This is a genomic window from Streptomyces venezuelae (assembly GCF_008642335.1).
GTDB classification, from domain to species: Bacteria; Actinomycetota; Actinomycetes; order Streptomycetales; family Streptomycetaceae; genus Streptomyces; species Streptomyces venezuelae_F.
Window position 1 is genome coordinate 1443684 of sequence record NZ_CP029191.1, and the last position, 14881, is coordinate 1458564.

Sequence of the window (14881 nt, forward strand, 5' to 3'; positions counted from 1 at the left end):
GTAATCTCAGCGCCCATGGAGCAGAGGCATCTCGGCCGGACCGGCCTGCGCGTGTCCCGCATCGGACTCGGAACCCTCACCTGGGGCCACACCGAGGAGAACGACGCCGCCGACCTGTTGAAGGTGTTCTGGGAAGCCGGCGGCACGCTCGTCGACACCGCCGATGTGTACGGCGACGGGGAGGCCGAGTACCTCATCGGCCGCCTGATCGAGCGGCTGGTGCCCCGCCGCGATCTGGTCATCGCGACGAAGGCGGGCAGCGTCCCGGACCCCGAGCGGCGCTTCGACGGCTCACGCGGCCACCTCCTGGCCGCCCTGGACGCCTCCCTCTCCCGCCTCGGCACGGACTACGTGGACCTGTGGCAGGTCCACGCCTTCGATCCGGGGACGCCCCTGGAGGAGACCCTGCAGGCCCTGGACATCGCGGTGAGCAGCGGGCGGGCCCGCTATGCGGGCGTCGCGGACTTCTGCGGCTGGCAGCTCGCCAAGGCCGCGACGTGGCAGCTCGCCGCGCCGGGCACCCGCACCCGCCTGGCCAGTACGCAGATGGAGTACTCGTTGCTGCAGCGCGGCGTGGAGCGCGAGGTGCTGCCCGCCGCCCGCGACCTGGGCGTCGGGCTGCTGCCGTCCTCGCCGCTCGGCCGAGGCGTGCTCACCGGGAAATACCGGCACTCCACGCCCGCCGACTCGCGCGGCGGCTCCGACCACATGGCACCCTTCGTCGCGCCGTACCTGGACGAGACGGCGGGGCATGTCGTCGACGCGGTCGCGACGGCCGCCGACGGGCTCGCTGCGACCCCGCTCCAGGTGGCCCTCGCCTGGGTGCGGGACCGACCGGGAGTGACGGCCCCGATCGTCGGCGCGCGCAACGCGCAGCAGCTCACGGCCGCATTGTCAGTGGAGACCCTTAGTCTTCCTGACGAGATCTGCAGGGCGCTCGACGACGTGTCGGCGCCGGTGCACCGCTATCCCGATCACGACTGGAGCACGCTGTGAGTACGGAACCCGCTGCCGCGGAGGACCCCGGGGCCGCTGCCGCGGAGGAGGCGGAGTCGCCCGGCGCGGAGGAAGCCGCGCCGGACGCCGAGGCCACGACGGACACCGGCGAGAGCGAGAGCGAGGGCCAGGAGGCGGACAAGGACAAGGCCGAGGGCGAGAGCACCGAGCTGTCCGAGGCCGAGGCCGAGATCGCCGCCCAGCGCGAACTGCGGGAGCGCATCGAGCAGCGGAAGGCCTCGAAGCAGGGCCCGATCGCGGCCGGTACGAAGCTGAGCGGCACCGCCGCCGACCTGCTGGCCGCCGTGCGCGCCGTGGAGAGCGGCGAGAAGCCCGTCGCGAGCGCGTTCCAGGAGCCGGAGCCCGCGCGCAGGCCCGCTCCGGCCCGCGCGCCCGAGCCCGTGCGCCCGCAGCAGCCCGTGGCCGACCGGGCGCCCGCGCAGGAGACCGTCGAGGCCGTCCGTGCCGTGCTCGCCGAAGGAGGCGCGCCGCCCGCGCTCGCCGAGCCGACGGCGGCCGTGCTCGGCGACGGCGCCGACGGGCACCTGCGTGCGGACCCGTGGCAGTTGCTGCGGGTCACCGGCGTGCGGCCCGAGCAGGCCGACGGGTTCGCCAGGGCGCTGCTCGGCGCGGAGTGCGGGCCCGACGACGAGCGCAGGGGCCGCGCGATCACCGTATGGCTCCTGGAGCAGGCCGCCGTCGCGGGGCACACGGCGCTCGACGCCGCCGCGCTGCACGCCGCACTCGGGCAGCGCGCGGTGCCGGACCCGGACGCGGCGGTGCAGGGCGCGCTCGCCGAGGGGGATGCCCTGGTCTTCCAGGACGCGCTCGAAGGGACCGAGGTGCCGGTCCAGCGCACGGACGACGGGGCCGCGCGGAACGACGGCGAGAACGAGAAGGACGGCGAGGGCGGTGAGGACGCGGAGCCGGAGCGCCCGGTCCGCGTCCTGATCGGCCTGGAGCGGTACGCACTCGCGGAGGAGAGCCTCGCCGACGGCCTCGCCCGCTTGATCAACTCCCTGCCCAAGGAGACCGACGACACCGCGGAATCGCAGGGGCCCGACTGGGAGGCGGCCGCCGCGCAGACGTCCGGGTCGGCCGCCGAGTTGATCCGCGCCGTCGCCGGGCACGGGCTCGTGCTGCACTCCGGCGGCGAGGAGGCCCGTGCCGAACCCGCGGCGCTGGTGACCGCGGCGGCGGCGCTGGGCCTGCGGGTGTGCGCGGCCGCCCACAGCGCCGACGGACGGCGCCGCCTCGCCCGGGCGACGGGCGCCGACGGCGCCGACAACACCGCAGTCACCGTGGCCGGACTCCTCGCGGGCGACGAGGGCCCCGGGCGCGACGCGGAGGGCGCGCTCGCGCTCGACCTCCTGGTCGTCCTGGACGCCCCGCAGCTGGACGTGGAGACCGCGGCGATGCTCGTCGAGTCGCTGCCGGACGGCGCCCGTCTGGTCCTCAGCGGCGACCCGGGCGTGCTCTGGTCGGCGGGTCCCGGGCGGGTCTTCGCCGACCTCCTCTCCGCTCGCTGCTGCCCGCAGGTCGTCTCGCGCACCCCGGACCCCGGCCCCGTCGGCGAGCTGACGTCCGGCATCGGCATCGGCGAGCTGAACCAGGTCGAGGCGCCCGGCAAGGAAGTCGTCCTCGTCCCGGTGCGCGACCCCGCCGAGGCGATCCACCGCACCGTCCAGCTCGTCGCGGACTCCGTGCCCCGGGCCATCGGGGTGCCCGCCGAGCACACGCAGGTCATCACGCCGGGACACGGCGGCGCCGCGGGCACGCGCGCGCTCAACGCCGCCCTGAAAGAACGGCTGAATCCGGGCCCCGGCCGGTTCGGCGGCTTCGATCCCGACGACCGCGTCGCACACGTCCCCGCCCCGGGCCGCACGACGCTCGGCCGCGTGGTGCGCGCCGACGCGGAAGGACTGCATCTGGAGTGCGGGGGCGCCCCCGTCGTCGTACCCAAGGAGCGGGTGGAGCGGGAGGTGCGGCACGGCTGGGCGCTCACCGCGCATCAGGCGACCGGGCAGCGCTGGCCCGCGGTCGTCGTGGTGCTGCCGGGCGACGCGGCCGAGGCGCTGTCCCGGCCGTGGGTGTACACCGCGTTCAGCCGCGCGGAGCGCCATCTGTCGGTCGTGCAGGGCGTGGAGCAGGCGCTGCCGCGCGCGGTGGCGGAGCGCCTCTGGAAGGACCGTACGACGCGCCTGCAGACGCTGCTGCGCCCGCAGGTGCCGACGACGACCGCCTGAGAGCCCGAGAACGCCGCGGACCCTGGCGAGCGCAGGAGCGATTCGCCGGGGTCCGCGGCGCTGGACGCAGCCGTCAGCGGCCGGCCTGTCGGGCGCCGGAAGGCCGTCCGACGTCGTCGGCGTCCTCGGTGTCGACCGTGTCGTCGGTGTCGTCGGTGTCGTCGAGCGGCACCGGCACGTCCGGGTCGATGTCCATGTCGACGTCGGTGTCCAAACCCTCCAGCCCGTCGTCGTCCAGTTCGTCGTCGAAGACCACGCTGACGTCGAAGCGGCACACCACCCGGTGCGGGTCGGCCTGGTCGAAGGGGGCGTCCAGCCACTCCCCCGGCTCGGCGGGCGTGTCCACCGCGGTGACCCAGAGCGTGGAATCTCCCTCCTCCAGGCCGAATTCCTTGTGCCGGGAGGAGATCTCGTCCGGTTCGAACTCCCCGAAGAGGACACCGAGCGCGCTGTGCACGGTGTCCGCCGACCCTGCGCCGCCCGTGCCGCCCGCTTCGAGGTCGGCGACCCGCTGGGCCTGGGCGAGGAGCCGCTGCGGCTCCACCACGGTGTAGTCGCGGCGGAGCAGCACGCTCAGCGCGTTGGCTTCGTCGGGGCCCTGGTACGGCGGGAGCGCGTCGTCGGTGCCGGGGATCTCGAAGGGGGTGACCTCGTCGTAGCGGTCGTAGAGGAGTTCGTCGTACTCCTCCGCGGCCGCGGCGAGTTCGTTGAACGCTTCGTAGACGGCCGGATCGTCCTCGCCCGACCTGCGTTCGACCGCGGCCAGGTGGCGGTCGAGCGCGGTCTTGACCGCCTCGGCGGCGGCACGTACCTCGGCAGCGGTGGGCTGCGCAGCATCAGACATAGTGCAGACGCTATCCGTACGAGGCCCGTGCCCGCACAATAGATGCGATGCCGGAATACGAATTTGTCGACGTGTATGTACCGCGCGGGGTCACCCGCAAGGAAGCCACGCGCCTGCTGACGGACCACGCGGAGTACGGACACTGGGAGCTGGACCGCTTGAGTCTGCGCCCCGACGGAAGTCGAAGAGTGCGCCTGAAACGGCGCATCATCCGCCAGTTGAGGGCCACCTGGTGAAACGAGACGGAGCGGGCCCCGCGACCGCGGGGCCCGCTCCGTTCGGCGTGCTGGTGGGCAGTGGCTCAGGCGGACGCCCGGGCCCTGCGGTAGAGCACGGCGCCCGCGAGCACCGCGCCCGCGCCGATGGGCAGCGCGAGACCGAGCGGCAGCTCGCTGCCGGTCGACGCGAGCTGTGACGTCCCCTCGGGCGGGGTGACGACCTGCGCCTGCGGGTTGTTCGGCATGGCGCGGTCCTGGATGGGCTTGACCGGGTCGTGCGGGGACTGGGAGCCCCCGGGGGTCTCCGGGTTGCCGGGGTGACCGGGGTGACCGGGATTGCCGGGTTCACCGGGCTTGCCGGGCTCACCCGGCTTGCCGGGCTTGCCGGGTTCCTCCGGGTTTCCGGGGTGTTCCGGCTTGCCCGGCTCCTCGGGCCCGGTCGGGGGCTTCTCACCGCCCGGAGGGGTGACCGTGGAACCGGATTCGTTGGTGCACTCGTTGCCCATGGCCGGGTTTCCGAGGCCGCCGATGGTGACGCTGTTGCCGCACACGTTCACCGGGGCGTTGATCGGCAACTGCACGTTGTTGCCGGAGCCGACGCCCGGCGAGTCACCGGCGTGACCGTGCGCCTTGGCGCCGCCGGACGGCTTGTGCGAACCGCCGCCCTTGTGGCCGCCGTTGACGCAGCTGTTGCCCATCGCCGGATTGAGGACGCCGACCACGTTCACGGTGTTCCCGCACACGTTGACCGGTGCGTCGACGGGAAGCTGGACATTGTTGCCCGACAACACGCCGGGCGAGTTCGTACTGCTTCCCTGGGCACCCGAGTCCGCGTGTGCGTAGCCGCCGGTCGCGGCGAGCACGCCGGTCGCGGCCGCCACGGTGATCAGGCCCTTGCGCGTGACCTGTCGCATAGCTGTTCCCTGCCTTCAACCTGCCGGAATGCGTACGGGCCCGCTGCCCGGACGCGGAATGCCCGTCGGCCCCGGAGCGCATGGCACGCACTCCGGGGCCGACGGACTCAGACCCTCAAGGGGTGAGGCACAACGACGTCACTTGTTGATGCAGGTGTTGCCGAAGGCGGGGTTCAGCAGCCCGATCACGGAGACCGTGTTGCCGCAGGCGTTCACCGGGATGTGCACGGGCACCTGGACGACGTTGCCCGAGACGACACCGGGAGAGCCCACGGCGGCACCCTGGGCGCCGGCGTCGGCGGTGGCGATGCCCGCACCCGCGAGCACGAGACCACCAGTGGCAGCCACAGCGGCGACGACCTTCTTGATCATTATTCCTCCTTGTTGGCAATGCAGTCCCAGCCGCGGACTGCATGACCTGTAACGAGGAGGAAGTGATGAAGCTACGAGTGGTCGCCGCCTTTCACTCTTCTCAGTCAAGTACGCACGCGCAGACGATTGTTGTCAGGACGCGTCGATGAACCGGTCGAGCACCCGGACGCCGAACTTGAGGCCGTCCACCGGCACCCGCTCGTCGACACCGTGGAACATCCCGGCGAAGTCCAGCTCCGGCGGCAGCTTCAGCGGCGCGAAGCCGAAGCCGCGGATGCCGAGGTCGTCGAAGGACTTGGCGTCCGTGCCGGCCGAGAGCATGTACGGCACGGCGCGGGCGATCGGGTCCTCGGCGCGCAGGGCGGTCTGCATGGCGTCGACGAGCGCACCGTCGAAGGTGGTCTCCAGTGCCTTGTCGGCATGAACGTCCTCGCGCTTGACCCGCGGGCCGAGAATCCGGTCGAGGTCGGCCAGGAACTCCTCCTCGTAGCCCGGCAGGTAGCGGCCGTCGACGTGCGCGGTGGCCTGGCCCGGAATCACGTTCACCTTGTAGCCCGCGCCGAGCTGCGTGGGGTTGGCGGTGTTCTGCAGGGAGGCGCCGATGAGCTTGGCGATGCCGCCGAGCTTGGCGAGCGTCTCGTCCATGTTCTCCGGGTCGAGCTCGGTGCCGAGGGCGTCGCCCAGCTCGTCCAGGAAGTGCCGGAGGGTCTTGGTGACACGCACCGGGAACTTGTGGCGGCCGAGCCGTCCGACGGCCTCGGAGAGCTCGGTGATCGCGTTGTCCTTGTGGATCATCGATCCGTGACCGGCGGTGCCGTCCACGGTGAGCTTCATCCAGTGCATGCCCTTCTGCGCGGTCTCGACGAGGTAGAGGCGCAGGTTCTCGTTGACGGTGAACGAGAAGCCGCCGACCTCGCTGATCGCCTCCGTGCACCCCTCGAAGAGGTCGGGGTGGTGGTCGACCAGGTGCCGCGCGCCGTACGTGCCGCCGGCCTCCTCGTCCGCGAGGAAGGCCAGGACGATGTCGCGCGGGGGCTTGCGGCCGGTGCGCATGCGCTCGCGGACGACCGCGAGGGTCATCGCGTCCATGTCCTTCATGTCGACCGCGCCACGGCCCCACACGCAGCCGTCCGCGATCTCCCCGGAGAAGGGGTGGTGCGTCCAGTCCGCGGCGTTGGCCGGGACGACGTCGGTGTGGCCGTGGATGAGGAGCGCGGGCCGCGACGGGTCCTCGCCCTCGATCCTGGCGACCGTGGAGGCCCGGCCCGGGTGGGATTCGAAGATCTTCGGTTCGAGGCCCACCTCGGCGAGCTTCTCCGCGACGTACTCGGCGGCCTTGCGCTCCCCCGGGCCCGAGTGGTCGCCGTAGTTGCTCGTATCGATCTGGATCAGTTCGCGACAGAGGTCGACGACCTCGTCCTCACCGGTGACGGCCTTGCCCGTGCTGGACCCGCTCACGCTGGTTCCTCCCGCATTCGCTGCTGGTGGTCCCCCTCATCCTCTCTCTCCGCGGCTCCGCGCCCAAGGGCGGGCGGGTGTCGTCATCCGCAGTTCACGAGGGGTGGCGGGGGTGATCGGGGACCCCTGGAAGCCTGGTAATGTTCTCTGTGTCGCCGCGGGAAACGCCCCGCGAAGACAGACACCTTGTCCGGGTGGCGGAATGGCAGACGCGCTAGCTTGAGGTGCTAGTGCCCTTTATCGGGCGTGGGGGTTCAAGTCCCCCCTCGGACACCAGCGAGGCCCCAGTCGAAAGACTGGGGCCTTTTGCGTTGCGTACGCGCATGGCGTGCGTGCTTCGCGTACGAGAGCGCGCCTATGCCGGGCCCGCGGTGTCCCGCCAGTACGCGTGGTTGCGGCGGGCCGCGCGCGTGTCGCCGTGTCGCTCGCCCAGCGAGGACCGGTAATTCTCGGCGAGCTCGGCGAAGGCCGCCGCGGCGCGCTCCGGGTGGCCGCTCACGCCCAGCCAGTGGGCGTGCTGCCATCGGCAGCTGAGCGCGCGCACGTCTTCGGGGCCCAGCGCTCCGGAGGCGTCCACGGCGAGCTCGGCGAAGAGGTCCGCGGCGGCCGCGGCGTCCCCGCCGATGCCGGCCCAGCGGGCGTGCTCGTGGCGCGCCTGGAGAGTGTCCGGGTGGCGTGGGCCGTGCTCGACGGCCAGTTGCTCGGCGAGCTGCGCGTACCGGGCGGCCGCTGCGGTCGCCCGGCCGTTCTCGCCCTCGGCGTGCGCGAGGGCCCGGTGGGTGAGGAGGGTGAGCTCGTGGCGGGCGCCGAGCACCCGGCCACACTGCTGCGCCAGGACGTTCAGGGCTTCCAGCGCTCCGGCCAGGTCGCCGGCCTCCCCCATGCCGACGGCGCCGGCGAGTCGCTCGGGCACGTCCTCGGGGGTCAGGTGACGGAACGCGGTGTTCGCGGCCAGGGCCAGTTGGTCGCTCGTCCCGGTGCCGCACCGCTGGGGCCTCGGCTCGCCCTTGGCGGCGAGGACGCGGGCCGTGTGGCGGTAGGCCGCGCCGAGGGTGAGCAGCTCGGGTTCCGCGGCGGAGCCGTCGCGCAGGAACGTGATCAGCTCGCCCGTGAAGAGCGTGTGGCGCTCGCCGAGGGGTGCGCGGGCCGGGGTGTTCGCGGGGGCGGAGGCGAGGACGAACGTACCGGCGATCTCCAGCTGCCCGAAGTAGAGCGACGCGGTGTCGCCCATGGCTTCGATGGCCCGCCCCGAGAAGCAGCAGTCGAGGAGCAGGACGCGGTTCCGGGCGGGGGCGGACGCCATGGTCTGGCGGATGAGGTCGAAGCGCAGGCTCGTCCAGCCGAGCAGCCGGGTGTCGCTCCCGGTGAGCAGGAGGTGCAGCAGTCCGTGTTCGTCCAGTGCGCCGTGGCCCGCGAAGTAGACGAGGAACATGTCCTCCACGCCGCTCGCGGCCCGGCTGAGCGCCGCCCCGACCTTCTGCGGTTCCCGTACGTCACGCAGGACCGTGCAGCGTTCCTCGGGGAGAGCGACGTTGCGGGGGCTGGTGAGCAGCGCCCGCAGGTCGTCGAGGTTGTTGCGGACCGCGGGGAGATGCGGCAGTTCCGCGTCGTCGTAGCTGCCGCAACCGATGAGCACTGCATGCGAGTTCGAACCGCCGGCCAACCGCACTTGGTCCCCCTCTTGCCGTGCCGTACCGCTGCCCAAATGATAGCGACGCAACTCATCTGAGGGGTGGCGCTCTTACCGCTGTCCGAGGTTTCGGGCATGCTGGCCAATCCGAAGTCGGCTGTGACGGGTGGGAGTTGTTATGGGGCGCTCGGACGTGCGGGACGACACGGACGCGTTAGAAGGCAGAGGCGGTGCGCACCCGGCTTCCGCGCACCGGGCTTCCGCCGTCTGTACGGCGTTCCAGAACCTGGTGGCCGATGCCGCTCTCGCGGTGGAGCCCGCCGCGTTCGCGTCGGCGGTACGGCTGTTCGACTCGGTCAGGACCAGCGGCAACTGTCTCTACGCGATCGGCAACGGCGGGAGCGCGGCGACGGCGGCCCACTTGGCGTGCGATCTCGCCATGACGTCGGGCCCACAGGCGGCGGGGCTGCGGACGAACGCGCTCACCGGCAACACTCCGCTGCTCACCGCGCTGGCCAACGACATCGGCTACGACCGCGTGTTCTCCGAGCAGTTGGCCCGGCTGCTGACGCCGGGCGACGTCGTGGTGGCCATCAGCGTCAGCGGCAACTCCCCGAACATCCTGGAGGGCCTGAAGACGGCGCGGGCGCGCGGGGTGCGCACGGTCGGGCTGCTCGGCGGCTCGGGCGGCAGCGCGGCCGCGCTCGTCGACGTGCCGCTGCTGGTCGACAGCGAGGTGTACGGCGTGGTGGAGACCGTCCACCTGGGTCTCGTGCACTCCCTGGCGCTCGCCCTGGGCACGGGCAGGGGACGCTCCCAGGACATTCTCGAGGCCTCCCTCGACGGAACGCAGGGCTGACGGTGGACCGTCGGTCCGCGCGGGGGGCGCGTACGGCCGATGTGGTGCTGGTGTCCGACCGGGGGCCCGTGACGTTCCGGGCCACCCCGTCGGGCCCGGTCGCGGAACGTCGCACCGGCAGTGTGACGGCGCTGCTCGACCGGTCCGCGCGGGCGCTCGACGGCGAGGTGTGCTGGCTGGCTCCGTCGGCGAGCGAGGAGGACCGGACGGCGGTACGGGACGGCCGGTTCGCCGGGCTCGGGCTGGGATACGCGTTCCGGCCGGTGCCCTTCCGGGTGGCGGACTACCGGCGGTACTACGAGGACGCGGGCGTACGCGGCCTCTGGTACGCGCTCCACGACCTGTGGGCGGACCTTCCGCGCGGCCTGGACGAGGAGGGCTCGGGGCCGCTCCGCGACGGCGCGGCGCTGCGGGCGTATCAGCAGGTGAACCGCGGTGTGGCCGCGGCGGCGGCGACGTACTGCCGTCCCGGTACCGTCGTCTGCTTCCAGGACTACCAGTTCGCCACGGCGCCCGGGTTCCTGCGCTCCCTGCTGCCCACGCAGACCGTGGGGCTCTTCGTGCACGCCGCGTTCGCCGGGCCCACGTCGCTCGCCGCGCTGCCGGGCGCGGCGCGTGGGCTGCTGCTGCGCGGCATGCTCGGGGCGGACGTGCTGGGCTTCCAGTGCGAGCGGTGGGCGGACTCCTTCCTCCGCTTCGCCGGGGAGGCCGGTCACGAGGTCGACGCGGCGGCCGGTGTGGTCCGTCACGCGGGCGGCCGGACGCTGGTCCGCCGCTATCCGGCGCCGCCGGACCAGGAGTACCTGTCCGGTGTGTTCGGCACGGCGGAGGCGGACCGGTGGTCCGGGACCTTCCGGCGGCTGCGGGAGGGGGCGGAGGCCGGGGCGCGGCTGCTGGTGCGGGTCGACCGGCTCGATCCCGCGAAGAACGTCCTGCGGGGGTTCGAGGCGTTCGCGCTGCTCCTCGCCGAGCGCCCGGAGCTGCGGCACGGGGTCAGGTTCGTGTGCTGTCTGACGCCGTCCCGGCCCGCCGTTCCCGAGTACGCGTGGTACGCGGCGCGTGTGCGGGAGGCGGTCGCCGCGATCCAGCGGGACCATCCCGGGGTCCTGACCGTGTACTGGGACGAGGACCGGGTGCGGGCCATGGCGGCGCTGCGGGAGTACGACGTCCTGCTGGTCAACTCCGTGCACGACGGGATGAATCTGGTCGCCCAGGAAGGGGTCCTGGTGAACGGGCGGGACGGGGCGGTCGTCCTGTCGGCCCGGACCGGGAGCGCCGAGCGGCTCGGCGCGGGTGCCGTCGTGGTCGACGATCCGCGTGACGTCCGCGAGACCGCGACGGCGCTCGGACAGGCCCTCGCCATGCCGCCCGCCGAGCGTGCGGCACGGGCCGGTCGGATGCGCGAGCCGCTGCTGCCCACCTCGCCCGAGAGCTGGCTGCGCGCGCAGCTGGCCGATCTCACGGAGGTGAGGGATCACAGCTCCTAGGCGTCCGGGGTCCACGGCGCGATGTCGTCGTCCAGGGCGCGGATCGCCTCCTTGACCGCTTCGGTGCGCGGGTCGCCGAGTCGTTCGAGGTCCTTGAGGGCCAGGGAGTAGTAGACGGCGGCCTCCTTCGGGCGGCCCATGGCGGCCAGAGTCGCGCCCAGGTTGACGGCGGTCGCGGCGGCGCCGGGTTCGTCGCCGAAGGAGCGCCTGATCCGCAGCGCCTCGTCGAACGTCGCCACGGCCTCGTCGTCGCGTCCGGCCGTGCGGTAGGCCTCGCCGAGGTGGTTGAGGGAGGTGCCCTGGCCGAAGAGGTCCTTGATCTCGCGCTGGATGACGAGGGCGTCGAGCCAGTAGGCGATCGCCTGCTCGATGCGGCCGAGGTCGCGGTAGGCCGTGCCGAGGCTGTTGAGGTCGATGCCCTCGTTCCAGCGGTCGCGGATGTCCCGGTGGATGGCGAGGGCCTTCTTGGAGCAGCGGATGGAGTCCTCGATGCGGTCCATCCGACGCAGCGCGCCCGCCAGGTTGTTGAGGGAGGTCCCTTCGCCGTACTTGTCGCCGATGCGGCGGCGGATGGCCAGGGCCTGTTCCCAGACCTCGACGGCCTTGTCGAACTCCAGCGTGCCGCGGTAGGCGTTGCCGAGGCTGTTCAGCGTCCACGCCTCGCCCTTGTGGCAGCCGGAACGGCGGGCGCCCGCCAGCCCCAGTTCATGGGTGACGATCCAGTCGCTCATCAGCTTGCGCACGTTGAAGAAGCTCCACAGGACCACGGGCAGCTGCCAGGCGATGGCGTCCTGCTCGCACTGCACGGCCTGGCGCACGAGGGCGATCAGGTGGGTGCGTTCGGTGTCGCACCACGTCAGGGCCTGCGCACCGTCGGCGAACCGGAGGGGTTCGCACCGGTCGGGCAGCGCGTCGAGGTCGATGGCGCGCCGGTGCGGCATCAGCTGCCGGTTCGCCGCGTCGGCGGTGTGCAGGTACCAGAGCAGGCAGCGCCTGATGGACTCCTCGCGGGACTCCTCGGACTCCTCCTCGTACGCGCGCTCGGCGGCGTAGTCGTGGATGAGGTCGTGGAAACGGAACCGGTCGGGCGCCACCTGTTCGAGGAGGTGGCAGTCGATCAGGCCGCGCAGGTACACGTTCGTGCGGGCCCGGGAGTCGCCGGTCGCGGCGGCCGCGGCCAGGAGGCTGAACTCGCCTGTGGGGTGCAGGCCGAGCATCCGGAAGCAGCGGGCGCTCCCGGCGCCGAGCGCGCGGTACGACCAGGAGAAGGCGACCCGCACCTCGCGCTGTTCGGCGCCGGTGTCCTCGCCGTCGGCGGCGAAGGTGTCGAGCCGGTGGCGCTCGGTGCCGAGGCCTTCCAGGAGGTCGGCTATGGGCCACTGCGGGTACGCGGCGACGCGCTCGCCCACGATGCTGAGGGCCAGCGGCAGATGGCCGCAGCCCGCCGCGAGTTCCTCGACCGCGCCGGGCTCGTGCAGCACGCGGTCGCCGCCGACGATCCCGGTCAGCAGCTCGACGGACTCGCGCTCGCTCAGGGTGTCGAGGCGGATGGAGCGCGCGCCGTAGGTCCCCACCAGGCCCTGGAGGCGGTTGCGGCTGGTCACGATGACCACGCAGGTGGCGCTGCCCGGCAGCAACGGAAGCACCTGCGCCGTGTCGCGGGCGTTGTCCAGGAGGAGCAGCATCTTCCGTTCGTGCAGCAGGGTGCGGAACATGGCCGCGCGCGGTTCGAGTTCCTGCGGCACCTTGGGCGAGGCCACGTCCAGCGCGTGCAGGAAGTCGGCGAGGACTTCGGCGGGTTCGAGGGGGATGCCCGGTCCGTAGCCCCGGAGGTTGACGTAGAGCTGGCCGTCCGGGAACGCGTCGCGCGAGCGGTGCGCCCAGTGGACCATCAGCGCGGTCTTGCCCACTCCGGGGGCGCCGCCGACGGAGGAGATCACGGCGGTGTCGGGGCCCGCCCCGCGGCCCTCCCCCAACAGCTGGTCCAGTTCGGCGATCTCGTCCTCGCGGCCGACGAACCCCGGGCGGTCGAGCGGCAGCTGGTGGGGGACGGGGAGCGGCGGCCGGTCCGCGGGCGCCGCCTCGGCCGGCCGGATCCGCAGCAGGCCCTCGATCAGCCGGCGGCCGAACTCCGGGTCCTCCGTGACGGCACGCGAAAGCTCCTCGACCGACCCGACCGCGGGACGCCGACGCTCCTCCGTGTCCGGTGCGTCCCGGACCCGCCGTCGGCCCGTGCGGTCGTCCACCAGCCTGCGGAGCCCCTCCCAGCTGGTCTGCGAGCCGGTCGCGGGCGCGTCGCGCGACGGCGCCCCCGCGACCGTTCCGTGAATTTCCCCTGCCGACACCGGTCCACCCCCGTGGGTCAAGCCAAGTGGAGCGAATTATACGGCTCGCGAAAGGTCGCGAGACGTGTCCCGGAGGGGTGGCTTGGGTATTCTCGCGGGCGTCGGGTTCTTCCTGAGGAGGGTGCGTGGCGAACGCATCGTCAGATGCCTTGGTTCTCTTCGGCGCGACCGGTGATCTGGCACGGCGAAAACTCTGGCCCGCCCTCTATCGTCTGTCACTCCCGTTTTCCGAACGGTGCACGCCTTTGATCGTCGCGGTCGGCCTGCCCGGCCTCGGCAGGGAGGGCTTCGAGAAGTTCGTGACGTCGGCCGTCCACGACATGTGCGGCCCCTCGGACGGCGTGACGGTCCACGGGCTGCTGGCCAGGACCTGCTACATCGAAGGGGACACGGCGCGGCGCGGCACCATGGAGGACGTGGCCCACGCGCTGCGCACCACGGACCGTCCCGTCTACTTCCTCGGCGTCCCGCCGCCGCTGGCGACCGGCACGATCGCGACGATGGGGGCCGTGGGCCTCCCGCCGGGCTCCGTGCTCGTCGAGAAACCCTTCGGCAACGATCTCCATTCGGCGCGGGCGCTCAACGAATCGCTGCTGAAAGTATTTTCGGCCGACTCCGTGCTGAGAATGGATCACTACCTCGGCAAGGAAGCGGTCGAAAACCTCCTGACTTTCCGTTTCTGCAATCCTTTCCTCGCCTCCGCGTGGGACAGGAACACCATTTCCCGCGTGCAGATCACGCATTGCGAGAGCAGGGGTGTCGACTCGCGCGGATCTCTGTACGAGGAGATCGGCGCGGTCCGTGACGTCGTCCAGAGCCATCTGCTGCAGCTCGTCGGGATAGTGGCGATGGACGCGCCCGCCGACGGCACCGCGGAGGCCTTTCGCGAGCGGATCGCCGAGGCCCTGGCCCGGGTGCGTCCGGTCGATCCGCGGCAGCTGGTGCGCGGGCAGTACGCGGGCTACCGGGCGGAGGCGGGTGTGGCCCGCGACTCGGCGGTGGAGACCTTCGCCGCGCTGCGCCTCGACATCGACGCGGAGCGCTGGCGGGGTGTGCCGTTCCTGCTGCGGTCCGGCAAGGGCATGGCGGCGACGGCGATCGAGGTGGTCGTGGACTTCGTGCCCGCCGAGCACCGGCTCTGGTTCACCCGGGAGGATCCGGGACCCGCGCGTCTGCGGTTCCGGCTGGGCGGTCACGGCGGGGCGGTGCTGACCGTCAACGCGCGCAGGCCCGGGGCGGATCCCGGGCCGATGCCGGTGGAGCTGGCCTTCGACCTGGAGGCGGCCGGGCCTTCGTGGGAGGCGTACACACACCTCCTGGCGGACGCGGTCCACGGCAGGACGGGCCGGTTCGTGTCGATGCGGACGGTGGAGGAGTCGTGGCGCATCGTGGCGCCCGCGCTGGACGTGCGGAACGCGCCGCTGCCCTACGCGCGCGGGTCGTGGGGTCCGGAGGAGTCGGCGCAGCTGCCGGGGGGCGACGGGTGGTGCGCGCCGCTGTAGGGCTGCGCCG

General features: G+C 72.6%; 12 protein-coding genes and 1 tRNA gene. 7 read left to right on the top strand and 6 right to left on the bottom strand.

The features are described 5' to 3' along the window. Window positions 1-15: 15 nt before the first annotated feature. The gene (locus DEJ49_RS06385; RefSeq protein WP_150183150.1) at window positions 16-996 is read left to right on the top strand and encodes an aldo/keto reductase; all 981 of its coding nucleotides are present in this window, start codon (window positions 16-18) and stop codon (window positions 994-996) included. Next, window positions 993-3242 carry an ATP-binding domain-containing protein gene (locus DEJ49_RS06390; RefSeq protein ID WP_150183152.1) on the top strand — a complete coding sequence of 750 codons (2250 nt, stop codon included), beginning with the start codon at window positions 993-995 and terminating at the stop codon, window positions 3240-3242. Before DEJ49_RS06385 ends, DEJ49_RS06390 begins: the two co-directional genes overlap by 4 nt. 73 nt (window positions 3243-3315) lie before the next feature. On the opposite strand, the gene DEJ49_RS06395 is transcribed toward DEJ49_RS06390, so the two are convergent. Continuing rightward, on the bottom strand, window positions 3316-4086 hold the full coding sequence (locus DEJ49_RS06395; RefSeq protein WP_150183154.1) for a hypothetical protein: 771 nt from the start codon (window positions 4084-4086) through the stop codon (window positions 3316-3318). A gap of 47 nt (window positions 4087-4133) precedes the next feature. On the opposite strand from DEJ49_RS06395, the gene DEJ49_RS06400 reads away from it, so the two are divergent. Next, window positions 4134-4322: a DUF5703 family protein gene (locus tag DEJ49_RS06400; RefSeq protein ID WP_079074641.1), complete on the top strand. Its 189-nt coding sequence runs from the start codon at window positions 4134-4136 to the stop codon at window positions 4320-4322. A gap of 65 nt (window positions 4323-4387) precedes the next feature. Here the strand turns inward: DEJ49_RS06400 and DEJ49_RS06405 are convergent, their stop codons facing one another. The 3 genes from DEJ49_RS06405 to DEJ49_RS06415 all read right to left on the bottom strand — a co-directional run bounded on the left by DEJ49_RS06405 (window position 4388) and on the right by DEJ49_RS06415 (window position 7048). Beyond that, window positions 4388-5218 carry a chaplin gene (locus DEJ49_RS06405; protein ID WP_150183156.1) on the bottom strand — a complete coding sequence of 277 codons (831 nt, stop codon included), beginning with the start codon at window positions 5216-5218 and terminating at the stop codon, window positions 4388-4390. Window positions 5219-5356: 138 nt separating this feature from the next. Further along, a complete protein-coding gene (chpH, locus tag DEJ49_RS06410; protein ID WP_150183158.1) occupies window positions 5357-5590 on the bottom strand; it encodes a chaplin ChpH in 234 nt (77 codons plus the stop codon). A 132-nt stretch (window positions 5591-5722) separates the two neighbouring features. Further along, window positions 5723-7048, bottom strand: a complete 1326-nt coding sequence (locus tag DEJ49_RS06415; protein ID WP_150183160.1) for a M20/M25/M40 family metallo-hydrolase — start codon at window positions 7046-7048, stop codon at window positions 5723-5725. Window positions 7049-7236: 188 nt separating this feature from the next. On the opposite strand from DEJ49_RS06415, the gene DEJ49_RS06420 reads away from it, so the two are divergent. Continuing rightward, window positions 7237-7324 (top strand) — tRNA-Leu (locus DEJ49_RS06420). A 79-nt stretch (window positions 7325-7403) separates the two neighbouring features. Here DEJ49_RS06420 and DEJ49_RS06425 read toward each other — a convergent pair. Continuing rightward, window positions 7404-8717, bottom strand: a complete 1314-nt coding sequence (locus DEJ49_RS06425) for a caspase domain-containing protein (RefSeq protein ID WP_223832740.1) — start codon at window positions 8715-8717, stop codon at window positions 7404-7406. Window positions 8718-8967: 250 nt separating this feature from the next. Here DEJ49_RS06425 and DEJ49_RS06430 point away from each other — a divergent pair, with 250 nt between their 5' ends. Both DEJ49_RS06430 and DEJ49_RS06435 read left to right on the top strand, forming a co-directional pair. Further along, window positions 8968-9537 (top strand): SIS domain-containing protein, encoded by a 570-nt coding sequence (locus DEJ49_RS06430; protein ID WP_190329275.1) that lies wholly within the window; start codon window positions 8968-8970, stop codon window positions 9535-9537. Window positions 9538-9539: 2 nt separating this feature from the next. Continuing rightward, window positions 9540-11024 (top strand): trehalose-6-phosphate synthase, encoded by a 1485-nt coding sequence (locus tag DEJ49_RS06435; RefSeq protein WP_223832741.1) that lies wholly within the window; start codon window positions 9540-9542, stop codon window positions 11022-11024. On the opposite strand, the gene DEJ49_RS06440 is transcribed toward DEJ49_RS06435, so the two are convergent. Further along, a complete protein-coding gene (locus DEJ49_RS06440; RefSeq protein WP_150183167.1) occupies window positions 11021-13369 on the bottom strand; it encodes an ATP-binding protein in 2349 nt (782 codons plus the stop codon). The two genes, DEJ49_RS06435 and DEJ49_RS06440, sit on opposite strands and share 4 nt — an antisense overlap. A 125-nt stretch (window positions 13370-13494) precedes the next feature. Between DEJ49_RS06440 and DEJ49_RS06445 the strand changes: the two genes are divergently transcribed. Beyond that, entirely contained in the window at window positions 13495-14871 is a 1377-nt protein-coding gene (locus tag DEJ49_RS06445; RefSeq protein WP_150183169.1) for a glucose-6-phosphate dehydrogenase, read from the top strand. The last annotated feature ends 10 nt before the right edge of the window (window positions 14872-14881 follow it).